General features: G+C 54.8%; 20 protein-coding genes. 15 read left to right on the forward strand and 5 right to left on the reverse strand.

What is annotated here, in order from left to right:
- The first annotated feature begins 55 nt into the window (after positions 1-55).
- From ACJ8HT_RS22985 to ACJ8HT_RS23020, 8 genes are all read left to right on the forward strand, one after another.
- A complete protein-coding gene (locus tag ACJ8HT_RS22985; protein ID WP_197653505.1) occupies positions 56-2,500 on the forward strand; it encodes a phage tail tape measure protein in 2,445 nt (814 codons plus the stop codon).
- Between the two features lie 74 nt (positions 2,501-2,574).
- Positions 2,575-2,916 carry a phage tail protein gene (locus ACJ8HT_RS22990; RefSeq protein WP_099816880.1) on the forward strand — a complete coding sequence of 114 codons (342 nt, stop codon included), beginning with the start codon at positions 2,575-2,577 and terminating at the stop codon, positions 2,914-2,916.
- Between the two features lie 8 nt (positions 2,917-2,924).
- The gene (locus ACJ8HT_RS22995; protein WP_123892437.1) at positions 2,925-3,677 is read left to right on the forward strand and encodes a phage minor tail protein L; all 753 of its coding nucleotides are present in this window, start codon (positions 2,925-2,927) and stop codon (positions 3,675-3,677) included.
- A gap of 2 nt (positions 3,678-3,679) precedes the next feature.
- The gene (locus ACJ8HT_RS23000; RefSeq protein WP_197653504.1) at positions 3,680-4,390 is read left to right on the forward strand and encodes a C40 family peptidase; all 711 of its coding nucleotides are present in this window, start codon (positions 3,680-3,682) and stop codon (positions 4,388-4,390) included.
- Positions 4,387-5,007, forward strand: a complete 621-nt coding sequence (locus tag ACJ8HT_RS23005) for a tail assembly protein (protein ID WP_197653503.1) — start codon at positions 4,387-4,389, stop codon at positions 5,005-5,007. The genes ACJ8HT_RS23000 and ACJ8HT_RS23005 overlap by 4 nt, the downstream gene beginning before the upstream one ends.
- Before the next feature lie 54 nt (positions 5,008-5,061).
- Entirely contained in the window at positions 5,062-10,779 is a 5,718-nt protein-coding gene (gene gpJ, locus ACJ8HT_RS23010) for a TipJ family phage tail tip protein (RefSeq protein WP_197653502.1), read from the forward strand.
- Positions 10,780-10,836: 57 nt separating this feature from the next.
- Positions 10,837-12,870, forward strand: coding sequence for a phage tail fiber protein (locus ACJ8HT_RS23015; protein WP_197653501.1), 2,034 nt, complete (start codon positions 10,837-10,839; stop codon positions 12,868-12,870).
- Positions 12,871-12,991: 121 nt separating this feature from the next.
- Positions 12,992-14,938: a phage tail fiber protein gene (locus tag ACJ8HT_RS23020; RefSeq protein ID WP_197653500.1), complete on the forward strand. Its 1,947-nt coding sequence runs from the start codon at positions 12,992-12,994 to the stop codon at positions 14,936-14,938.
- A gap of 78 nt (positions 14,939-15,016) precedes the next feature.
- Here ACJ8HT_RS23020 and ACJ8HT_RS23025 read toward each other — a convergent pair whose 3' ends face one another.
- On the reverse strand, positions 15,017-15,430 hold the full coding sequence (locus ACJ8HT_RS23025; protein ID WP_016929826.1) for a DoxX family protein: 414 nt from the start codon (positions 15,428-15,430) through the stop codon (positions 15,017-15,019).
- Positions 15,431-15,622: 192 nt separating this feature from the next.
- On the opposite strand from ACJ8HT_RS23025, the gene ACJ8HT_RS23030 reads away from it, so the two are divergent.
- Together ACJ8HT_RS23030 and ACJ8HT_RS23035 are read left to right on the forward strand one after the other, a co-directional pair.
- Positions 15,623-15,853: a (4Fe-4S)-binding protein gene (locus ACJ8HT_RS23030; protein WP_016929825.1), complete on the forward strand. Its 231-nt coding sequence runs from the start codon at positions 15,623-15,625 to the stop codon at positions 15,851-15,853.
- 1 nt (position 15,854) lies between these two features.
- Positions 15,855-16,133, forward strand: coding sequence for a GNAT family N-acetyltransferase (locus ACJ8HT_RS23035; RefSeq protein ID WP_047730014.1), 279 nt, complete (start codon positions 15,855-15,857; stop codon positions 16,131-16,133).
- A gap of 32 nt (positions 16,134-16,165) precedes the next feature.
- Here ACJ8HT_RS23035 and ACJ8HT_RS23040 read toward each other — a convergent pair whose 3' ends face one another.
- On the reverse strand, positions 16,166-16,348 hold the full coding sequence (locus ACJ8HT_RS23040) for a YodC family protein (protein WP_025303973.1): 183 nt from the start codon (positions 16,346-16,348) through the stop codon (positions 16,166-16,168).
- 120 nt (positions 16,349-16,468) lie between these two features.
- On the opposite strand from ACJ8HT_RS23040, the gene ACJ8HT_RS23045 reads away from it, so the two are divergent.
- The gene (locus tag ACJ8HT_RS23045; protein ID WP_033649790.1) at positions 16,469-16,984 is read left to right on the forward strand and encodes a DUF1543 domain-containing protein; all 516 of its coding nucleotides are present in this window, start codon (positions 16,469-16,471) and stop codon (positions 16,982-16,984) included.
- Here the strand turns inward: ACJ8HT_RS23045 and ACJ8HT_RS23050 are convergent.
- Positions 16,979-17,905, reverse strand: a complete 927-nt coding sequence (locus ACJ8HT_RS23050) for a LysR substrate-binding domain-containing protein (protein WP_060425071.1) — start codon at positions 17,903-17,905, stop codon at positions 16,979-16,981. The two genes, ACJ8HT_RS23045 and ACJ8HT_RS23050, sit on opposite strands and share 6 nt — an antisense overlap.
- A gap of 85 nt (positions 17,906-17,990) precedes the next feature.
- Here ACJ8HT_RS23050 and ACJ8HT_RS23055 point away from each other — a divergent pair, with 85 nt between their 5' ends.
- Positions 17,991-18,488, forward strand: a complete 498-nt coding sequence (locus ACJ8HT_RS23055) for a GNAT family N-acetyltransferase (RefSeq protein ID WP_197653499.1) — start codon at positions 17,991-17,993, stop codon at positions 18,486-18,488.
- A gap of 62 nt (positions 18,489-18,550) precedes the next feature.
- Here ACJ8HT_RS23055 and ACJ8HT_RS23060 read toward each other — a convergent pair whose 3' ends face one another.
- Positions 18,551-19,285 carry a class I SAM-dependent methyltransferase gene (locus tag ACJ8HT_RS23060; protein WP_197653498.1) on the reverse strand — a complete coding sequence of 245 codons (735 nt, stop codon included), beginning with the start codon at positions 19,283-19,285 and terminating at the stop codon, positions 18,551-18,553.
- 98 nt (positions 19,286-19,383) lie between these two features.
- Between ACJ8HT_RS23060 and ACJ8HT_RS23065 the strand changes: the two genes are divergently transcribed.
- The 3 genes from ACJ8HT_RS23065 (at position 19,384) to ACJ8HT_RS23075 (ending at position 22,098) form a co-directional block, all read left to right on the forward strand.
- Complete coding sequence (locus ACJ8HT_RS23065; RefSeq protein WP_197653497.1) at positions 19,384-19,836, forward strand: GNAT family N-acetyltransferase; 453 nt, start codon at positions 19,384-19,386, stop codon at positions 19,834-19,836.
- Between the two features lie 112 nt (positions 19,837-19,948).
- Positions 19,949-20,365, forward strand: a complete 417-nt coding sequence (locus tag ACJ8HT_RS23070) for a DUF2946 domain-containing protein (RefSeq protein ID WP_208523706.1) — start codon at positions 19,949-19,951, stop codon at positions 20,363-20,365.
- A gap of 71 nt (positions 20,366-20,436) precedes the next feature.
- Positions 20,437-22,098, forward strand: coding sequence for a DUF2534 family protein (locus tag ACJ8HT_RS23075; protein ID WP_197653495.1), 1,662 nt, complete (start codon positions 20,437-20,439; stop codon positions 22,096-22,098).
- Between the two features lie 55 nt (positions 22,099-22,153).
- Here ACJ8HT_RS23075 and ACJ8HT_RS23080 read toward each other — a convergent pair whose 3' ends face one another.
- Positions 22,154-23,089: a LysR family transcriptional regulator gene (locus ACJ8HT_RS23080; RefSeq protein ID WP_147840209.1), complete on the reverse strand. Its 936-nt coding sequence runs from the start codon at positions 23,087-23,089 to the stop codon at positions 22,154-22,156.
- Positions 23,090-23,208: the final 119 nt, after the last annotated feature.

The raw sequence follows: 23,208 nt of genomic DNA on the forward strand, positions 1-23,208 counted from the left end.
TCGCCTGCGAGGGTGCCAGCCCCGTGCTGGCTTTTGTTGTGGCGAGGAGCCAGACATGGCAGATATTGCAACCATGACGCTGCGTATTCATACCGGTGATTTGCAGCGTGCGAATAAAGAATTGAACGACTTGCAACGAAACGCTTCGGCAACCGTCGGTAAAATCGATGTGCTGAATCGCGCTTTTCGCAGTGGGGCGCAGGATCTCCGCCGCTATAGTGATAGTTTACATCAGATGTCGACTCGGCTGGGTCCGTTAAATAATGAATTGGGCAAGTTGATTCGGCAGCAACGTCAAACCCAGAGTTCAGTTTCCCGCAGCGCCTTCGATGAGCAAGGTTTAAGGCGCCATGGGGCGGCGCTGCAGCAGCTTAGAAGGCAAATGGGGCAGCAAGCTGCTGATATGCATACTGGTAATAATAATGCCAAAGCCTATAAGGAAACATTAAACACTCTATCAACCAATATGTTGGGTTTGGTGTCGTCATTGGCGTCGGGGGAGCCTGTTTGGAAAGTTGCGCTAAATCATGGGACACAACTGGTCACTTCATTTGGTGGTGTAAGCAATACGTTGCAAGCATTGCGCCCATTGCTGGCGACCACCAGCGCCGCTTTGGGTGGGGTCATCGGTGGTGTCGCAACGTTGGCCAGTTGGGGCTATAACGTCCGTGAATCATTCGACAGTATGCGAACTTCCATCATTATGACCAACGGCCAGGCCTTCAACTCGATTGGCCAAATGGAGTCTCTGGCAGTTTCTATCGGTTCAATGACGAACAGCAGCATCAGTTCGAATGAAACATTGCTCACGTCTTTGAACCGTTTGGGACGTTATTCCGCGCCGCAGATAGGCATTATTGCCAAAGCAACGCAGGACCTTGGTGCGGTGACCGAGGTGACCGCTGAAGAGGTTGAAGCCAACTTCCGCAAAATAGCGGACGATCCCGTTAAAGGATTGGCGGAGTTGGGTAAGCAGTATGGCTTTGTCAACGTTGAGATGTTAGAGCATGTCTCTCGTTTGGTTGATGCTGGGAAAAGCACCGATGCGGCTACGTTGGCGATGCAGTTCTATGGTGATGAGACCGGCAGGCAGTCTGCGGCTATCATGGAAAACATGTCTCCGCTGTCGCTGATGTGGATGGACGTTAAAAAATGGGCTTCTGATGCCGCACATGGCGTTGGCGTGGATATGTTGGCCATGGCCAGGCTGGTGAAAGATATCGTGGGCACGCTTATCGATGAAGTCAGGCTGTTAATCACAAAAGGCGATGGATTGATTTCCGGCTTTATCGTTGATTCTTTGGGGCCTATAGCCAAGATGGCCCACGTTGACTTTCTTAACGGTTTTATTGATACGAATAAAAAAATTGTTGAGGACAGCCAGAAGACCTCCGCTAAGTTAGAAGAGAGCATCTTTCAGGGGCACGCAAGAATCAGTGCCGGTCTTGCAGGTTATCGTGAGGCCATGACGGCGGAACAACCGCCTGTTCACAAGGGAGACAGCCGTGAGCAAATAGATGCCTGGCTGGGTAAGCGCAATAAACGCTCCGGATTTTATTCACCCACGGTGGTAGCGGCCCCTGTCTCGTCGGCGAAAGGGCAAGAAAAGCCCGACTACGGCCGTATTGCGGGGGATTACATTAATCAACAACGCTCGAAATCCCAGCAAGTACTGCAAGAAAGCGGAGTGAGTGAACGTGAATTGCAACGCCGTCGTGAGCTTCAGCAGTTGAGTCGGGAGAATAAAGAAAACCCGTTTGCTGCAAATATGATGAGTGAGCTGGCAAACACATTTGCCGCTGAAGATAAGGTTCGTGGCGACTGGCTCGCCGGTGCACGTAAAGGATGGAGCGAATATCTGGATACTGCGACCAACGTTTACGCCTCTATGGCGGAGGTTGGGCGAGCCACCTTTAACGGCCTTTCCGGAATGTTGACGGATATGGTCACAACAGGGAAAACCAGTTTTCAAGAGTTTACTTCCTCTATCTTGAAAATGATCGTCCAGGTTATCAATCAGTTGTTGGTGGCGTTTATGGTGCAAAAAGCCATGGGATGGATTGCCCGAGACGCTTCTTCGGGCGGTAACACCCCTGGGGCGGTGCCGATGGGGTTGAAGTCCTCCGGTGGGTATACCGGTGATGGCGGCAAGTATGATGCTGCCGGCGTTGTGCATCGCGGTGAGTTTGTCATGACCAAGGAGGCGACGCAGCGTATTGGCGTAGGCCATCTTTACGCCATGATGCGCGGCTACGCTGACGGTGGTTTGGTCGGCGAGCGTGCACCGATGTTCGGGCTGAAAGGCGATCGGGGAGGCGGTATTACGGTAAATAGTACTGTGGTGATGAGCCAAGATGGCAATGCGCGTAACGCCGGTGAGTCTCCTGCGGGAGGGATGGGGAAAATCGTACAGGGTATCGTCAATCAAGCGATTACCGAACGGTTGAGCAAAGAACTAAAACCGGGGGGATTAATTTGGAATGCCTCGGGAGCGCGCTGATTTTATCGGTGCTAAAACTACGAAATATACGGTCACAACCCGCTACGGTGGGTTTTTTTATGTCTGGAGTAAATATGCCAATCGATACTTTTCAATGGCGCACGCAGGCGGCACCTGTCGGCAACTTTTCTCACAATGTACGAAGCGCACAGTTTGGCGACGGATATAAGCAAATCAGCAGCAATGGGTTAAACAGCGTTACCCAATCCTGGCAGCTGGTCTATACCGGCCACCCTACGGTTACGGAGTCGCTGTTGTCTTTTTTAAATGCTCATGTGATCCGCGCCTTTTTCTGGACGCCGCCCGGCGGCAGAAAAAATCTGTTTAGAGTCAAATCTGACTCCATCACGGTATCACCGCTTTCACGCAATGTGTTTTCGGTGAGTTTTACCTTTGAACAGGCCTTCGGGGTGTAGGGGGAGCCATGTCATATCACAGCGATGTGCAAAAATTAGAGCCCGGTGAAGTTATCCAATTGATTGAAATTGATGGGACCGGTTTTGGCGCGGACATCCTGCGCTTCCATGCGCACAGTCTTCCTCGGGAGTCTGAGGAACTTGCCGCGTCTGCAGGGGATGAGCAACGTTTGAAGCCCAGGTCAATTTGGTGGCGGGGTCAGGAATATGAAGCTTACCCGTATGAGATTACCGGCTTGGCCACGACAACCGACGGTTCACAGCCTACGCCGAAACTGCGCGTTGCTAATATCAGCAATGTGGTGACTGCGCTATGTCTGGCGTACAGCGATCTTGTCCAGGCCAAAGTCTCCGTGCATCAGACCTTTGTGAAATACCTTGATGCGCGCAACTTTCCGGCAGGCAATTCGCTGGCGGATGCCAGTCAGGAACGGGTGCAGGTATTTTATATCGATAGCAAAACTGCTGAGACTAACACCGTCGTGGAATTCCAACTGGCCACACCCTTTGATTTGCAGGGGCAACAATTGCCGTCACGGCAAATCCATGGTTTGTGCACGTGGTGTATTCGCGGTTGGTATCGTACAGGAAGAGGTTGCGACTACGGCGGCGTTGCCGGCTTCGACAAAGATGATCAACCGGTGGACGATCCCGCGTTAGACGTCTGTGGCGGCCGTGTTTCCTCATGCAGAAAAAGGTTTGGTGAAGCCCAGCCGCTCTCCTTCGGTGGTTTCCCTGGTTCAAATCTTTTAGGGAAATGAGCATGCAAGAACATGTTATGCAGGCCATATATGAGCATGCCCGCTCGGTGTACCCGAATGAAAGCTGCGGTTTTGTGGTGCTCAGTGGCCGTAAAGTACGGTATTTGCCGTGTGATAATGTGGCTGACAGCCCGCTGGAAGGGTTTGTTATTGCTCCGCAGGACTATGCTCGTGCGGAAGCGTGTGGGGAAATTATTCGCATTATTCACAGCCATCCCGATGTGCCAAATGTAGTTCCTTCTGAGTTGGACCGGGTTCAGTGCGATCATTCGGGTATTGTCTGGGGCATTTTGTCGTGGCCTGAAGGGGATTATCTCGAAATTGCACCGCGTGGCGATCGTCCGTTGATTGGCCGCAACTGGCTGCTGGGACATGCCGATTGCTGGTCATTGATCATGGATTATTACCACCGGCAGCATGGAATCATGCTGAATAATTACTCCGTAGAGCATGAGTGGTGGATAGATGGTCATACCCGACTCTATGACGAGCATTGGTATCGTGAAGGGTTTCGTGAATTTGCGGGAGAAATACGGCCGGGTGACATGATCATGATGCAAATTTCAGCTCCGGTGACAAACCATGCGGGGATTTATTTAGGGGATAGCATGATGTTGCATCATCTCTATGGTCAGTTAAGCCAACGTTATCCCTATAACGGCTATTTCCAAGAACGAACGGTACGAGTGGTCAGGCGTAAGGAGTTGTTATGAACAAGGTAGCGAGAACAATCAGGTTAGGAGGCCAACTGGGCAAGCGGTTTGGTAAGACTCACCGGTTGGTGGTCGAAGATACTTGTGAAGCCTTGCGCGCGTTGTGCGTCACGGTCGAGGGGTTTGAGAAATATATGATGGGCGCTCATCGCCAAGGCATTCACTTCGCTTTTTTCAACGGTGATCAAAATATCGGGGTTGAAGAGTTCGCAACCTCGAAAGGTGATGCCGTGATCCGCATCATGCCGATCATTGCGGGCAGCAAGAACGGCGGCATGTTCCAGATAGTGCTCGGCGTTGCCGCTTTGATAGGGGCATTTTATACGGGGGGCGGCACGTTGGCGCTTTGGAAGGCATCCATGGCAACTTCTCTCACCGTTTCAACGCTCAGCATGATGGGTGCTTCCATGGTGATGGGCGGTGTCATCCAGATGCTGACACCGCAACCCAGCTTCGGCATGCCTGTTTCACAGTCGGTGGAGAACAAGCCCTCGTATGCTTTCGGTTCCCCGGTCAATACCACTGCACAGGGCTACCCTGTGCCCATTTTGTACGGTGAACGCGAGATCGGGGGGGCGGTGATCTCAGCGGGCATTTACGCCGAAAACCAACAATAGGATGTTTCTTTATTCATCACGGTCGCTCAGGCGGCCTTTTTTTATGGGCGCAATATGGCACAGACACTTATTCGCGGGCGCAAAGGTGGTGGTGGCGCGGCGCATACACCGGTCGAATCACCTGATGACTTGCAGTCCAATGCAAAAATTAAAATCCTCCTGGCGTTATCGGAAGGTGAGATCGCCGGCGAACTGGACGGCACGCGCATTCTGCTGGATGGCACACCGGTACACAATGCCGACGGCAGCGAGAATTTCACCGGACTGAAATGGGAGGTGCGCAATGGTACGCAAATGCAGGATTACATTCAGGGGATGCCGGACGTTGAGTCGGAAACCTCCGTCAACGTAAAACTGACGACGACCAATGCCTGGACACGTACTTTCACTAATACTGACATTGATGCATTGCGCATTCGAATGGGATTTCCATCGTTGTTTCGTTATGAAAATAACGGTGATATGCATGGCGCGGTTGTGGAATACAAAATTGAACTCTCCACCGACGGCGCCGCTTATCAAACGGTCGTTGACGGAAAAGTAGAGGGCAAAACCACCAGTTTGTATGAGCGTGACCATCGGGTTAACTTGCCCAAGGCAACAAACGGCTGGACGTTGCGTGTAAGTCGTCTGACGCCGGACTCCACCAGCAGCAAACTGGTAAATAATACCCAGGTTCAGACTTATACCGAGATCGTTGACGCGAAGTTTCGTTATCCCAATACGGCACTGCTGTTCATTGAGTTCGACGCAGCTCAATTCAACGCGGTCCCTAAAATTACCGTCAGGCCAAAAGGCAAGATTATACGCATTCCCGCCAACTACGATCCGTTGGCTCGCAGTTACTCCGGCGCTTGGGATGGCAGTTTCAAATGGGCTTGGAGCAACAACCCTGCCTGGGTGTTCTACGATATTGCGCTTGATAAGAACTATGGGTTGGGGAACCGGGTTTCCGCATTGGAAATGGACAAATGGGGACTCTATCGAATCGCCCAGTATTGTGATGAGCTCGTCAGTGACGGACTGGGTGGTGAGGGTAAGGAACCGCGCTTTTTGTGCGATGTGTATATTCAATCTCAGCAAGATGCTTACACCGTCTTACGCGATATTTCGGCTATTTTCCGCGGTATTACCTACTGGGGTAACGATCAGCTATTTGCCTATGCGGATATGCCGCGCGATATGGATTTTGTCTATTCGCGAGCCAACGTGATTAACGGTGAGTTTACCTATGCCTCAGGTTCTTACAAGAATCGCTATACCTCGGCGTTGGTCAAATGGGGCGATCCATCCAATCATTATGCCGAGGCCGTTGAGGCGGCCTACGATAACGATTTGGTTAAACGGTATGGGGTGAACCAGACCGAAATAACGGCTATTGGCTGCACACGCCGGACCGAAGCTCATCGCCGCGGTCGCTGGGCTATTTTAAGCAATGCCAAAGATCGTACCGTCAGTTTTAACGTTGGACTGGACGGCAATATTCCTCTGCCTGCGCGTATTATCGGCGTCGCGGACGCGATGTTGGCCGGTAAGGCCAATGGCGGCAGGATCCGATCTGCACAGGAACGAACAGTCGTTTTGGATCGTGAGGTCGAGTTTACCGCGGGCGATCGTTTGTGCGTCAATCTGCCGGATGGCACGGCCCAACGCCGCACCATTGCCAGCATTGCCGCTGACAAGAAAACCGTAACGCTCACTGCGGCTTTTCGTCAGCAACCGGAAACGGAAGCGGTCTGGAGCATCGATTCTGACGACCTGGCCGTTCAACAGTTCCGCGTGATTTCAGTGCAATCCAACGATGACGGCACTTTCACCATCAGTGCGGTAGAGCACGATCCAAATAAATACGCGTTTATCGATAACGGTGTTCGGTTGGATTCTCCGCCGCTTACTGTCACCCCCCCTGGCACGATAGCCGCACCCGCCAATATCACTCTTTCCCGGTATGACTATGTCAGCCAAGGGATCAATATCGCCACTCTGCGCGTGCAATGGGCGAGGGTGACCGGTGCGCTGAAGTATGAAGCGCAATGGCGCAAAGACAGCGGCAACTGGGTGAATATCGGTGCGACCTCTTCGCTTGGGTTTGAAGTCAACGGTATTTTCGCAGGCAATTATGATGTTCGGGTGCGTGCGGTTAATGCAGTCGACGTCTCCTCACCTTGGGGCCGCTCGGAAACCACCTATTTGGCCGGTAAAGAAGGGGCACCGCCGCGAATCGTTGGGCTGCGCGCTTCTTCCGATCGGGTATTTGGTATCCAACTTTCCTGGATGTTTGGTACAGGGGCTGAGGATGGTCTGAAAACAACGCTAGCCGTTGCTGCACGAGCGGATTTCTCTGATGAGAAACTGCTGGCAGACGTGCCTTATCCGCAAAATAACTATGACATGCAAGGACTCAGGGCGGGGCAAACGCTGTATTTTCGCGCGGCGTTTACGGATAAAAACGGCTTACAGTCTGAATGGACGGAGTTTGTACGCGGCATTTCCTCCGATAAAGCGGATATCGTTTTGGAACAGATTGCCAACAGCATTACCGAGACGGAGTTAGGTAAAGAACTGTTGGATAAAATCTCCAGTCTGCCGTCCGATCAAAACGTTCAGGATCTGGCGAATAAGATCGCTAAGGCGCAGCGTGACATTGAGCAAAACAAGGAGGCACTGGCCGACGATGTCGGTGCGTTGGAGCAGGCTCTCGAGAGTGTTAAAGAACAAGTTGCCGGCACCAATACCGATCTGAACATGACCGTAGAAGGTTTGCAGCGCAACCTGGAGCAAATCAGCAAGGCGGCGATTGAGAATAGCCTGACACTCGATTTGGCACGCACTGATTTGACGATGGCGAAGCAAACGTTGGCCGGAGATATTCAAGATGCCCGGCATGAGCTCAGCGGGACGCGAGCGGCTCTGCAGCGGGCCGATGCCGAGTTGCAGGCTAAAGTAGACGCATTGACCGGCGGTGACGGCACCAGCATTGCAGAGGTGATTTCTCAGGTTAGCGTCTTGCGAGAACAGGACCAAGCGCTGGCAGAGCAATTGGCTGCCGTCGTGGCCAAATCAGCGGGCAACGCGGCGCAAATTGCTCAAGAAAAGCAGGCAAGGAGTGATGCCGATGAGGCAATGTCCCAGATTATCAATTCGGTAAAAGCCGTTTCCGATAAGCAGCAGGGAACGATCGCCCAATTGGAACAAACGCAGGCAGATGCTCAAGCGGCGTTGGCCAAAGTGGAATCGGATGTGGCCGCCAGTGCCCAAATTGTCGATGACCATCATGCGGAGCAAGGTCGGGTTAATGCGGCCGTTACGGCAAAAACGGAAGCATTGGCTAACCAGCAGCAGGCAATGGGTGAGCAGTTGGGCGGATTGGGCGCCGAGTTTAGCGATAATCAGGCCCAGGTTACGCAGCAACTGAAGACTTTGACGGATAGCGAGTCGGCTCTGGCGCGGCAACTCAGTGCCCTGGAATCACAAACGGGCTCCAATACGGCAGCGATAGCAGCGGAATCGCAGACTCGCGCAGAAGCTGACAGCGCTCAGGCGAAAGCGCTTAACACGTTGGGAACGGCCGTTGATGGCCAGGCTTCGGCCATCAATGTACTTCAGCAGGCAGCCAGCAATGCCGAGAGTTCAATGGCGGGCATTACGCAATCGCTGGAAGCACTCAGCAAAGCGGATATCGAGAACGCATTAAATCTTGATAACAGCAAAAAAGATCAGCACGAAGTTAACGCCACGATTACCGCCCAACAGCAAGTTCAGGCCGATCGGTTGGCGTCTCAGGCACGGCAGTTGACACGTTTGCAGGCCAACTTTGGTGATGTTTCTGCAGAACTCCAGCAAGAGTTAACCGTGCGTGCAACGGAAGACAGCGCGCTGTCACGACGTTTGGACTCGCTCAATAGTCAAGTGGGCGATAGTCGTGCAACCTTGGCCCAACTGCAGCAGGTTGTCAGCGATGCCGAAAGCGCACGGGCGGGAATGACGCAGTCGCTGGAAGCCTTGAGCAAAGCGGATATTGAGAATGCGCTAAACCTTGATAACAGCAAGAAAGAGCAGGTTGGGGTAAACGCCGGGCTTATTTCGAAACAGGAGGTTCATGCCGACAAGTTGGAGTCGCAGGCACGGCAGTTGCTTATGCTGCAGGCTAACTTTGGCGATGTTTCTGCCGGGCTGCGGCAGGAGCTCACCGTACGCGCGACCGAGGACAGCGCATTATCACAACGGCTGGATTCACTTAATAGCCAGGTAGGGGAGAGCCAGGCTGCAATTACGCAGCTGCAGCAAACGCAATCTGATGCCGATAGCGCCAATGCCAGTCTGTCACAATCGTTGGCAGCGACGGCGAAAGCCAATATTGAGCTGGCATTGAAGCAAAGTGGGGATGTTCAGCAACAAAACACCATTACTGCGGGGCTCCAGACTCAACAGACGGTTTTGGCCGATCAGCAACAAGCGCAGGCTAGGCAGTTGATTGGCTTGCAGGCCAATTTTGGTAGCGTTGCGGCTAAATTGGCCACAGAGTTGACGGTAAGGGCGCAGGCCGATCGCGCTTTGGCGCAGCAGTTGACGACGTTAAGCGGCACGGTTGATGAGAATCAAGCGAACGTTGAACAACAGCTGCAGGTTTTGGTGGATACGGGTAGCGCTCAGGCAAAACAGCTTACCGATATATCCAGTAAAACAGAGGGAAACCGCGCTGCACTTACCCAACTGGCGAAAACAGTTACCGATAACCAATCGGCCTCTTCACAACAGATTGTTCAACTTAATACTGAAGTGGGTAAGGTCAAAACCAATCTGCTGAATGAAAGCAGCGTACGTTCAAGCGCCGATAGTGCATTAGGACAACGTATTGATCACGTGACGGCGACCGCCGGTAATAACACTGCGGCGGTACAGGAGGTCAAACAGGCACAGGCTTCTTTGAACGGCAAGATATCGGCATCATGGAGTTTGAAGGTACAGGCTGACAACGCAGGGCGGCAGTTTGTTGCAGGGATGGCGTTGGGCGTAGATGGCGCGGGCAACAGTCAGTTCTTGGTCCAGGCGGATCGTTTTGCGTTGCTGAATAATCCAAACGGAAGTGTCTCCTCCCCGTTTGCCGTGCAAAATGGCCAGACGTTTATTAACGCCGCGTTTATCGCCAATGCTTCGATCGACAGTGCAAAAATAGCACAGGAAATCACGTCGTCAAACTACGTTTGGCATGACGACCCCGTCTATCGGCAGGGATGGGCGATCAATAAGAATGGCTATGCCACGTTCAGTAATATGGATGTGCGCGGACGTATTTTCGCCACCTCAGGCGTATTCAACAACGTGACCATCAATGAGAACTGCGATGTCAGAGGCAAGGTTTATGCGAATAGGATAGATGGTGATATTGCCAGCATGCAGGCATTCAGTGCCCAGACGCTACGCAAGCATGATGGCGTATATACCTACGTCTATGCGGGTGGAATGAACTATGCCGTGAGACTCGTCATTCCCAATATCAAGGTTGTGTATTACAGCAGCCCGCGAGGTTCGGTATGCAATATGCGAATCAAACTGAACGGGAATATCCTTCGTCAACATCGATTCAGTAGAGTGAGCGGAGGGGATGTTTATGAAGATGCTATTTCAATCGATATTCCCGCGTATGCCGGCGAGCAGCAAATTCGAATTGAGACTGACGCTATGGATGATCGGGATAGCACAATAGTTTCCTCTTTTGTCATGATGGTTTTCCCTCTTAAGAATAATAGATTCTGGTCTTGGAGAGGATGAATGTTCTTTGGTGTTTAATTACCTTAATTCAATATTTAGAAATATGGAGAAATAAGTATGTGGTATAAAGCGGGTAAAATTAATGTTGTCGCTAATAGCGCCTCTGTTTCTGCGACCGGCACACAATGGGGAGATGCAAAGTACGGCGTGATGCCGGGGATGATGTTGCTGGCACCAGATAATAAGCTCTATGAAATCAAGAGCGTTAACAGCAATACTTCATTGACCTTGAACAGTAGTTATTTGGGTGAGACGGCCAATGGGCAACCCTATGCCATCATTACGACTTACGAAGGAGATATCAGTCAGTTCTCTGCTCGATTCAGCGCCTTGCTAACCTATTTTCAGGGGAGTCGTAGTGAGTTGCTCGATGTCTTGACTGGTGCCGGCGACGTTAAATTAACCAAAGAAGATGGTTCGTTGATCACTGTACCTTCGTACAGCAAATTGATGACGGATATGCAAGACAAGGCGCTTGTTTCCATCGATCGTTTACGCTTTGCGATGCCGGTGACAACAACGGCAGATGTCACTTATTTGTGGGGGACGCTGGTGAACTTCCCGCAAAATGGCGCAACGGTGAGTATAGATATCGTTGGTGGGGCGGGATTTAATGGTCAGGTTTACAATAACACTGGAGCACAGGTTATTATCAGAACGGGTACGCAGAATAACGTTGTTAATTCACGTGGGCGCATTTCAGCTAGAGTGGTTCACTCAGGTAATGAAGTTATTATTAAAGGTCTTTCTTTAGTAGAAACATCGGCAAATAATTACGATGTTTATGTGACTTTGGGCAGTTTCATGGCCTCCAACTACTATACGGTGCAAGGAGGGTCACTTTCGACCATGCTGAGCCGTTGGGTCAATAAAGGGACTCGTTTCGAGGGCGACCTTCCTGCCAGCAATATGAACGTGGGAATCTATGCGCAGTATGTCGAGAGTTTGGCAAACAAGAAAATAGATCTGCAGAAGTGCATTTGGGCTGGCGATGGTACCGGGATTGGCGGCACTTCTGTGCACAAAGATGATGCGTTTGAAATGCTCAACCGTTTTTATCGGATAAACCAAGACTCGGCTAACTATCCAGGTGGTGCGGGTAACGTAGCGGTGGTTTCCCTGCCGCTGGATGGCAGCCCATCGGCGGCTTATTTGGCGGTGAGCGGGCAGCGGCATGCCTGGGTAGGGCAAGGAAGCAACTATGGGGAAAATAAAGGAAAAATATTCTGGCAGCGCGTGTTTACCGATCTCTATGCTCCTGCCGTTTCGGAGTTGAGAAATGGCAAAGATTACGGATTGACAGGGGCAGTCACCGCTGCAGCTCGGCTTAATTTAGATTCGCTATACCAGTCCAGTCCGTTGATGGTGATTAATGACGCTATTAATCGACCGGCGGAATTGGGGGTGGGCGCCGCGTTTATTAAAGTTGAAAGCTGGAAAGTGGATGGCGGAGCGGAACCCGGTTCGCTTCGCACGCGGCAGGTGGTTTCCGGTTATGGCAGCCTTGGTTCTGAAAGCGGCAAGGTTTTTACCCGGGTGTGGAACGGTACGAAATGGACTGGATGGATTAAGGACTGGACAGAAGCGACGACGACGGTAGATGGCAACGGCTTTATCAAGAAAGCTTCGCCGATTGCTCGCTTGTCCAGCGATCCGCAGCGCATGAACAGTGATTTTTTAGCCGGCTTTATGCTTGCCGGCGTAGCGGCGATCAATCCCGAGGCGGCGGGAGTCACTGCAGAAAAGCTCACGACTGGCGTTTATCGCCTCACCGGTGCTCGTGGCTTCGCAAAGGAGGGGTGGACGTTTGAAATACCTCAAGATGGCAACGGCAACCGTTTGTGCTTCGTAGAGACGGAGACTGACGACGATGGCGTCGTCACGGTCAGAGTCAGTAAACGGCGATTCGATGCAGATACGGCGATGGTTATTGCCGGTGAGCCCATGGATATTCCGGCGGGGCGCTGGATCGATCTACGACTGGATGTCCTTCAGAATCAGGAAGTGGATGAGAAGGAAAAACATGCGGCAGATTTTCGCGATATTGATCTTGCCGATGCAGATGATGCCAACGTTGGACCTTTGCAGTAATTAGAGTCGACTATTTATTTCTCTCTTTCGTGAGTTGCTAATTATAAATATGTCATTAACGGCAGGCATTGGCACGCCTGCCTTTTAATCATGATGCAATTGCATATCAAGGAATTTAAGCATGTGGTACAGAACGGGAAAAATTAATGTTGTCAGCAATGGGACATCCGTCGCAGGGGTGGGGACACAATGGGCTGACGCAAAAAATGGCGTGATGCCTGGGATGATTTTGCTGGCTCCAGACAATCAACTTTATGAGATTAAATCTGTAAGTAACAATAATCTCTTTGTATTAAGTTCGCCTTATGCAGGCTCGACGGCCACTGGGCAAGATTACGCGATTATCACTACTTATGAAGGTGATATCAGCCAGTTTTCCGCAAGATTGTCGGCTTTGCTAACTTACTTTCAAGGAAGCCGCAATGATTTGATGAATTTATTGACTTCATCAGGTGATGTCACCATAGAAAAAGACGATGGACAACGCATTATCTTGCCGGGATATAGGAAAGTGCTCGATAGCATGGATGTCACGGTTAAAAAAGTCATTAATAACACTCGTTGGAAGATGCCTGGTACGGCAAAGAACCCAGGATGGTATTTGCTTGGTGAAATCAGCAAATTTACGCAAGGTGGAAGTACGCTAAAGATCGATGTTACCGGCGGACCAGGTTATAACGGAGCTTGGATCCATAATGCGATGGCGAGTATTGTTATACGTACCGGTGATGGGCAAGTTTCGACTGTCAACGCAGCTGGACGAGCGGGGGTGACATGTTGGAACGCACTGCAAGAGCGTGCGGCGGTCATTGACGTTTGTTTGATTGAGCGAACGGCGAATATGTATGAGGTACATGTCAATCTTGGTAGCTTTATCAATCAGTGTTTCTATGAGATTTCTAGCGTAGATATGGCTATGGTCGATAACTGGAATCATGTCGCCACCAAAGATAGCGTTATACCTGAGAGCCCTCTGGGTAAAAAAGTGATTGCGAACTTGACCGATGCAACTGTCGTCGATCGTGATTATCTCGACAGCCGGTTGATTTCAAAAGGGGAGTTTGGTCTGGGAGCAGGTGCCCAGCATAAAGATGATGCTTTTCAACGAATTTACAACATGTATCGAGTGACGCCAGCCTCTGCCAATGCTCCACTTCCCAACAACATTTTTGGCTGTGTCTCGCTGCCGATCGATGGTGGCCCAACAACAGGGTATATGGCTGTGGGCTCATCGGGAGCACTCTTTACCGGTGTATCCAACTCGGTATCGGCGGGGAAAATCAGCTGGGGGCGAACCTTCGGTGATACCTGTTTGCCTACGGTATCGGATATTCCCAACCTGAAAGATTGGGGATTGACCTATGGTGTAACGGCAGCGAGAAAGCTGGATTTTAATGATCGATACTTCTCGCGCAGAGGGATGGTAGGAACGGATCCTTTGGGGAATCCGTTCAAAGATGTCGGGACGTATTTTCTGGATGTGTATGGCTGGAAAGCCGGTCAAGAAGACACCAAAGAAAATTATCGCGCGGCGCAAACTTGTTACGGTTATGGGGTGTCGGGAAACCAGAGTGGGAAGATGTTTTTGCGTACCTGGAATGGTACCGAGTGGAGCAAGTGGTTCAAGGTTTGGACAGAGGCCTCCACGATCACGGACACCAATGGGTATCTCAAACCCGCCTCCCCGGTAGTCAAGCTCTTTGGTGATGGCCGCAGCGTATTCAATGAAGACGTTCTGGGGGTAAAAACGGAGAGGCTCAGCGAAGGGGTTTACCGCATGGCAGGGACGCTCGGATTCAATGCCGACCCAATTTGGGGGGGGATAAACGGTGGGATTGAAATCCCATTAGACAGTAACAAGCAAGCATTGATTTGGGTTGATTATCAGGTTGAAACCAATGGCGATATCATCATTCGCAGTTATCACCGTACTCACGACGGTGTTCCTGTTTTCGCGCGGAATATTAAAGAAGGGTATGTGGATGGTCAGCCTATCGACATTCCTGAGGGACGTCATATCGATCTGCGCGTACAAATGCCCGAATTGCCCATAGCGGTTGAGGTGTAAGCGGGATACCGTCAGATAGGCAGCGGAAAAGGGAGGAACGTCAATGGCAGCAGGAGCTGCCATTGACGTATCGATGAATTATTTATTAAATATTTTATAGTCCAGCGAATAACGGCCGGCGCCGGTTACCGCCAGCAACAGCAAGCCGCCAATGATGCTGATGTTTTTAAAGAAGTTGATTTCATTGCCCATCATTTCCATGCCGGTCATTTTCCAGAACGGATGGCCGATAAACGCGGTGCCCAACACATACAGGGCGAAAATGACCGCGATAGGGCGAGTAAACAGACCGAGAATAAGCGCGATGCCGAAAATAAACTCCACCACCACGGCAACGATCGCCGCTAAATAAGGCATCGGCGTGCCGTAGCCTTCCATCGCCGTGACGGTCGCACCGAAGTTGACCAGTTTCATCCAGCCGAAAATGATAAACAGAACCATCAGTAATATGCGGGACAGCAGAATTACGCCGTCTTTTGAGCTATCACCCATTTCGAACTCCTTAGCCACTGTCGGAATGATGTTGTCTTACTGAATAAAGATTAGAACAATTTACGTTTTTTTCTAGCGGCGGCGGGCGGTTGCGCTACTTTTTTCGGTGGGCGAGACGCGTGGTGAAGCCGGCGGCATTGCCTATACTTGAGCCTGGAGCAAAAACAATAAAACAGGCAATGTGAGGCCAAAATGGACGAGGAATTGACCGCCGCCGGTTACCGCCGTTATTCCGGCGACAAGATTGACGTTTATTTTAACAGCGCGATATGCCGCCATTCCGCCAACTGCGTGCGTGGCAACGCGGCTATTTTTACCCTGAACCGCCGCCCGTGGATTATGCCGGACAATGCTGACGCGGCGGAGGTGAAACGCGTTATCGACACCTGCCCCAGCGGCGCACTTAAATATAGGGAGAAATAATATGGAACATAAAATACTGGCAGACGACAAGCGTTTTTATATCAATGACGAGCAGGGCAAGCTGATCGCCGAGATCTCTTTCGTGCCGAGCGGCGACAAGCTGACCATTATCGATCACACTTGGGTGGATGAGTCATTGAAGGGGCAGGGCGTCGGCAAAAAGCTGGTGGCGCTGGTGGTGGAGAAGATGCGCGCGGAGCAGCGTAAAATCATTCCGCTCTGCCCGTTCGCCAAGCATGAGTTTGATACCACGCCGGCCTATCAGGACATTCGCGCCTGAGGCGATAACGGGGCGCGGTGCGCCCCGGTTATTCAGCAGACGCCGAAATCGCCGTCTTCGTGGTACAGCGCCACGTCGCTGGCCTGCACCTCTGTGCGCTGCTCTTTGCCCAGTTCATTCCAGCTGCAAACCAGGGTTTCACCGTCGATCGCCACCACGGTCATCTTTGGGCCGCCGGTGGTGCGTTGAACAAAATCACCGATATTGAATGCCATGCGTTCCTCCACAACAGATTAAACCTCACCTATTGATAACACAGAATGGCGCTGCCGTTGGCACGAGTTTCGTTATGTATTATTTTATATAGCGATTATCACCAAGGAGAGCAGAATAACATGCCGGGATTATTGATGTTTTATGTGGGCGGTACGGCGCCGGGCGCCAATATTGAGCTGCACGACGTACAGTTCGCGGCGGCGGATCGGCCGGAAGAGGCGTATCCGCTGCTACGTGAAAAGTGGTTCGGCGATAAGCGCAAGGTGCATGTCGACGGCTATGCGCGCATCGACTGGGCGGACGGTTACGACGTGAGCCTGGAGCCTGCGCCGTTCGCCGGTGAAGAGAAGCTGTTTTTCGTCAACGTGGGCGGCTACCGCAGCGATGAGCTGGCGGAATTGCACCAGTTCGGCCTGTTTGTGGCGCGTTCCGCCGACGAGGCGAAGGACAAAGCCAAACGGGTGCTGCTGACGGACAGCGCACAGCAGCACAAGGATGACCTGGCCGAGGTGGACGACTGCCTGCTGCTGCAGGCGCTGCAGGGCTACCACGTGCATCTGCGGGCCAACCCGCACGGCAAACCGGCCCGGCCGCTGTGGCAGGGGTATCTGCCGATCGGCGAACCCGCGTTATAACGCCGCCAGCGCCTGCAGCTGTTGCCGCAACCAGCGGCAGGCCTCCGGCCGGCCGTTCTTGCGGTGCAGGTAGATTTTAATCTGATACGGCGGCACCGGAAACGGCAGGGGGTGGATATCCAGCGCCGCCGCCTGCCGCAATTTTTGCGCGGCGTAGCGCGGCATGCTCATCACCAGTTCGCTGTCGGCGACGATGAACGGCGCTCCCAACAGCGAAGGCGTGCGGATGGCGATATCGCGCTGCAGCCCCAGCTTATCGAGCTGGTAGTCAATGACGCCGCGCTGTTCGTTCCACGGCGTCACCACCAGATGGCGCGCTCGCAGGTAGTTTTCCAGCGTCAGTTCGCCGTATTTTACGCTGAAGGCGGGTGCACAAATCGCCACATACTCGTCCTCCAGCCAGCTCACCTCGTCGATCTCCGGGTAGCTTTCGCCGTCGGTTTCGGTAAAGCCCAGCGCGAAGTCGATGCGCCCCGCCAACAGATCGTTCAATGCCACCTTGCGCTCGGAATAGCGCAGCTGGAACGACAGCCCGGGCGCCAGGCGCTGCATCTGCGCCATCAGCGCGGGAAACACCGCGAAGGCGGTGTAATCGGTAATGGCGAAGGTGAAGCTCTCCCGGCTTTCGGCGGGGACGAAGCGCGGGCGTGGATGCAACCCTTTGGCCAGCAGCGCCAGACTTTCGCTGACGGTCGGGGCCAGGCTGTCGGCATACACCGTCGGGTGCATGTCGTTGCCGACCCGGTAGAACAGCTCGTCCGCCAGCGCCTTGCGCAGCCGGATCAGCGCGTGGCTCAGCGCCGACGCGCTGAGGGCCAGTTCCGCCGCGGCGCGCGTCACCGATCGCAGCCGATAGACCGCTTCGAACACCAGCAGCAGGTTGAGATCGAGACGCTTCAAATCCAGATGCATGATATTCATTACCTGTTGATGAAAATGCAGTTCATACAGTATTTGAGGCGCGATATGCTGGCAAGCACAGTCATCAACACACTCAGGATTTGCCATGACCATTGAGATTTACCCGGCGCAAAAAAGCGACGCCCAACTGATTCTGGATATGATTATCGAGCTGGCAGTGTACGAAAAGGCGCGTGAGCAGGTGCTGGCCGGCGTGGAAGATATCGAACGCAGCCTGTTTGGGCCGGGTGCCTGTTCCGAAGCGCTGATTTGTACGGTGAACGGCGAGCCGGCGGGTTATGCGGTGTTCTTTATGAGTTACTCCACCTGGCTGGGTAAAAACGGCATCTATCTGGAAGACCTGTACGTGGCGCCGAAGCATCGCGGCGCGGGCGCCGGTAAAAAGCTGCTGCGGCACATCGCCCAGCTGGCGTGCGAACGGCAGTGCGGCCGCCTGGAGTGGAGCGTGCTGGACTGGAACCAACCGGCCATCGATTTCTACCTCAGCATCGGCGCGCAGCCGCAGGGCGAGTGGGTGCGCTATCGTATGGAGGGCGAGGCGCTGACGCACTTCGCGGCGCACGGGGCGGCGCTGCCGGCATAATAGCCGTTGGGGGGAGGTAGCCTCCCCAACTGTGGTGATATGAACGGTTTACTGCGGATCAATCAGGCGGGTTTGCGGGCGGCGAGAATGAAGATCATCGGGCGCTCCTGCTCTTCGCCCAGCGCCGGATTAGCGGCGATTTGCTGCGCGCTGGGGCCCCATTCGTTCAAATGCTGGATGATAAAGCCTTGCTGCGCCAGCGGGTTGATATAGCTGCCGAGCGTGCGGTGCTGCTTGATGACACCTTCCGCCAGCCAGTTGGAAACGCGCTGGCCTTCTCGCTGGTAGCCGTTTACCGGCCAGGATTTCTGCCCGTTGCCGTCGGTCAGCCAGCCCTGCTGCGCCGGGGCGGTGTAGATCGGATGCTCGGCGGTGAAGATGAACTGCCCGCCGGGTTTCAGCGCGGCGTAAACCGTGGCGAACAGGGCGGGCAAATCCTCGAGGTAGTGCAGCGTCAGCGAGCTGTAGACCAGATCGTAACTTTCCGGCGGTAGCTGCAGCTGCGCCAAATCCTGCCGACGGTACTCGATGCCCGCGTCGGCGGTCATCTCCCGCGCCTTGGCCAGCATTTTTTCCGAGACGTCCAGCCCCAGCACGCTGGCTGCGCCCTGTTCGCGCGCGCTGCGGCAAAACCAGCCGTAGCCGCAGCCGAGATCGACCACGCTTTTGCCCTGCAAATCCGGCAGGATGCGGCGGATGGCGGGCCATTCCGGCGCGCCGTCCAGGCCGTGCTGCGAGCGGCTGAGCTGCGCATAGCCGTCGAAGAAAGCCTGATTGTCATAGATGTTTTGCGTCATGATGACTCCTTAGTGAATGACGGCGGCGGAATGCCGCTGCCATACCCTGCATATTGCTGCATAATTCTACGCTGACAACATGGATAACGGGAATGACGATGGACATGATTTCGGTGCGGCAAGCGCCCGAGCTGGCGCCGCGCGCCATTGCGTATTTTCAGCGGCACTGGGCCACGGCAGAGACGCTGATGATGTATGAAGACGCCATCAACTGCAGCCTCGGCGCCGCCAACCCGCTGCCGCAGTGGTACCTGCTGATGGAAAATGACCAGATCCTCGGCTGCGCGGGGCTCATCACCAACGACTTTATCAGCCGTGGGGAGTTGTATCCCTGGCTGTGCGCGCTCTATGTAGAGGAAGCGCAGCGCGGCCGGGGCTACGGCGCCAAACTGATTGAGCATGTGGCGGCGGAAACCCGCCGGCTGGGCTTCCCGCAGCTGCACCTGTGCACCGATCTGGAAGGCTACTACGAGCGTAGCGGCTTCGTTTATAACGGGCTCGGGTATCACCCCTGGGGCGAGGTCTCGCGGGTCTATTCGCGGGCGCTGTGATCGCCGCCGCTGGGGGCGCGTAAGACAAACCTGACTTTTCTTTCACCTCATCGCGCATCGCGGGTTACACTGGCCGCTTGTTCGCCACCGACCGGGTTAATTCGCCGCCGCGATGAGAGTGCCACGCCAGCTACAGCAACGCTTTACCGCCTGCATCGCCATTATGGCGGTGCTGTTGCTGTTTGTGGCGCCGGTGGTGTCGAAATCGCTGATGCACCACCCGATGATGGGCGGCATGGCGCAACCGGACGCCGCTATGCCGCACGACATGCACGCGATGGCGATGCCCGCCGCCGAGCATGCCGGCCACCACGGCATGGATCCTGCGGAGATGATTTTCTGCGGCTATTGCGAGCTGCTGATCCACGTGCCGCTGCTGCTGTGGACATTCGTCCCGCTGCTGTGGCTGATGGCGCGCATCGCGCGCCTGCCTTGCGCGCCGCGCATCGTTTCTCCGCCCATTCGGCGCCTTGCTCTGCGGCCGAGCCCGCGCGGGCCGCCCGGCCAACCGTTTTTCCCTATTGCTTGATCATGGGTAACGCCGTCCGTATCGCTGCGGACGGTTTGCCTGCGCGCACAGTTTGAAAAACGAGAAAGGCCATGTCTTCAATAACCAAAACTCCACCTGCCGCATCGCCGCGTGGCGCGATGCTGAACCTGATCAGACGGCTGCATTTTTATATCGGCCTGCTGGTCGCTCCTTTTATTCTGGTCGCTGCATTGACCGGCACGCTGTATGTGCTGACGCCGCAGTTTGAAGAGGCGCTGTATCGCGATGCGCTTTTCACCGAACCGCACGGGCAGGCGAGATCGCTGGCTGACCAGATCGCCGCCGCCCGCCGCGCGGTGGGTGACGAGGCGCGCATTTACGCCGTGCGCCCGGCACCCGGCGCAATGGACACCACGCGCGTACAGTTCGCGGGCGCCGATCTGGGCGCTTCCGAGTCGCGCGCGCTGTTTGTCGATCCTTATACCCTGGCGATCAAGGGCGATATGACGGTGTACGGCACCTCCGGCGTGCTGCCGCTGCGCACCTGGCTGGATAAGTTGCACAGCAGCCTGCTGCTCGGCGATCTGGGGCGCAACTACAGCGAGCTGGCGGCCTCCTGGCTGTGGGTGGCCGCGCTGGGCGGCGTGGCGCTGTGGCTGGCGACGCGGCCGAAGCGCAAGCTGAAAAGGGCGAAAGGGGGCTTCGCCGCCAGCCGCCATTGGCATATCACGCTGGGCGTGGCGTTGCTGGCCGGGCTGCTGTTCTTCTCAGCTACCGGGCTGACCTGGTCGCAGTGGGCCGGCGGCAACATCGACGCGCTGCGGGCCAACCTGGGCTGGCTGACGCCGCAGGTCAACACCAGCTTGCAGGCCGATGCGCCGCAGACGCCGGCCGATCCGCACGCCGAGCACCGCGGGATGATGCCGGGCATGAAGATGGGGCCTGCCGCGCAGAGCAATGCGCTAAACGGCGACTGGGATCGGGCGCTGCACGCTGCGCGCGCCGCTGGAATAGGCGCCGCCAAGGTCGAGCTGCGCCAGCCGAAAGGCGAGGGCAAAGCCTGGACGGTAACCGAAGTGGATCGCAGCTGGCCAACGCAGGTGGACGCGGTTGCCATCGCACCGCAAAGCTTCGCCGTCATCGATCAGGTGCGGTTCGACACCTTCCCGCTCATCGCCAAGCTGACCCGCTGGGGCATCGACGCCCACATGGGCATTCTGTTCGGCTTGCCGAATCAGCTGCTGCTGGCGGCGTTCGGCCTTGGGCTGTGCTTGATGATTGCGTTGGGTTACCGCATGTGGTGGAGTCGCCGCCCGGCGGCGGGGGCGCAGCATCCGGTGCATACGCTGGTCGCCGCCTGGCTGGCACTTTCCTTGCCGGCGCGTGCCGTCACGCTGCTGGTGGCTTCCGTACTGGGGTATTGCCTGCCGGTGATGGGCGTGAGCCTCGTGGCATTGCTACTGGTGGACGTGTGGCGCTGGCGCGGCCAACGGCAAAGCCACCGGGACGAAACGCCGGAAGCGGCCGCCCGCCGCGCCGAGGTGCGTAAGTTCCGCGCGGCGGTGGCGACCGTGGCGCTGGCGGTCGGCTGCGTGATGGGCCGAGCGATCCTTGGCGGCACCGTCGAGCAATTCCAACTGCCGATCGGCGCCTGGAGTGCCCAGATGGTGATCATGCAGAGCCTGATGGTGCTGCTGTATACGCTGGTGTTCACCCTGCTGCTTTCCATACCGCTGTGGTATTTCTTCCTGGGGGAGAAAGAGGGGCGGTGAGGTATTTTGCGCCGACATGAAGCGTTCAACCCCGCTGCGGCGGGGTTTTTCTTGGTTATATCAGCCGGTGGGCGTGCAGCTTAACGCTCTCCATGATGCTGTCCATCGTCACCTGCACGCGGTGCGGCAACACGCCGCGCCGGCGGTAGATCAGGTAGGCCTGCATATCGATGCCGCGCTCGCGCGCCAGGCAGGGCTGTAGGGTGCCGGCATCCAGCTCGGCGGCGACGGAATAGTACGGGGCGTAGACGATGCCCAGGCCCTGTTTGGCCAGCTCGATCGCCGGCAGAATGTTATCGCAGACGCTGGCGCCGCCGATCTCGACCTGTACCAATTCCCCCTGCGCATTGTAGCCGCTCCAGGTATTGCGGATGCCGCCCAGCATGCGCAAGGTGATGCAGCGATGCTGCGGCAGTTCATCCAGCGCTCTCAGCGGCGAGCGGGCAATGTAATCCGGCGCGGCGAACAGCCCGACGCGAAAGCGGGTGAAGGGCCTGGCGATCAGGCTTTCGTTTTGCGGCTGGAAAAAGCTGATCAGCAAGTCGCAGTCGCTGTCGAATACTGCGCCGTACTTTTTCTCGCGTTCGTCGGGGTTGCGGGTCACCAGATCGACAGTCAACGCCGGCGCAGCGTGCAGCAGCGGCGGCAGTAAATAACGGGCCAGGAAAGCGTGGATGCCGATCGGCGCGCCGAGCGTGACCATGCCGCTCAGGCTGCGTTTATAGGTGCCGGACATATCGAGCAGATCGCTGTGTTCGTCCAGCAACTGCGAGGCGCGCCGTAAGAATTGCTCGCCGAATTCGGTCAACGCCAGGGTACGCGGGCCGCGCAGGAACAGTTCCAGCCCGAGCCGCCGTTCCAGCGCGGTGAGGGCGCGCGACACGTTAGACTGCGGCATATCCAACCGCTGCGCCGCTTTGCTGACGCTTGCCGTTTCGGCAATGATGCGGACAATCCTGAGTTCTTCAATGCGGAAGTCTTTCTCTTTCATTGGCCGGCTCTTGTGAGTTTGTATATCAAAAATGATATACACCTTTGGCGGCATTGTCATATGACTTATCGTGGACGGGTGGGTATCATTCGATTTGATTATTTGCTATCCACCAAAAT

This window comes from Serratia sp. CY44782 (genome assembly GCF_052168715.1).
In the GTDB taxonomy this organism is placed as follows: Bacteria; Pseudomonadota; Gammaproteobacteria; order Enterobacterales; family Enterobacteriaceae; genus Serratia; species Serratia nevei.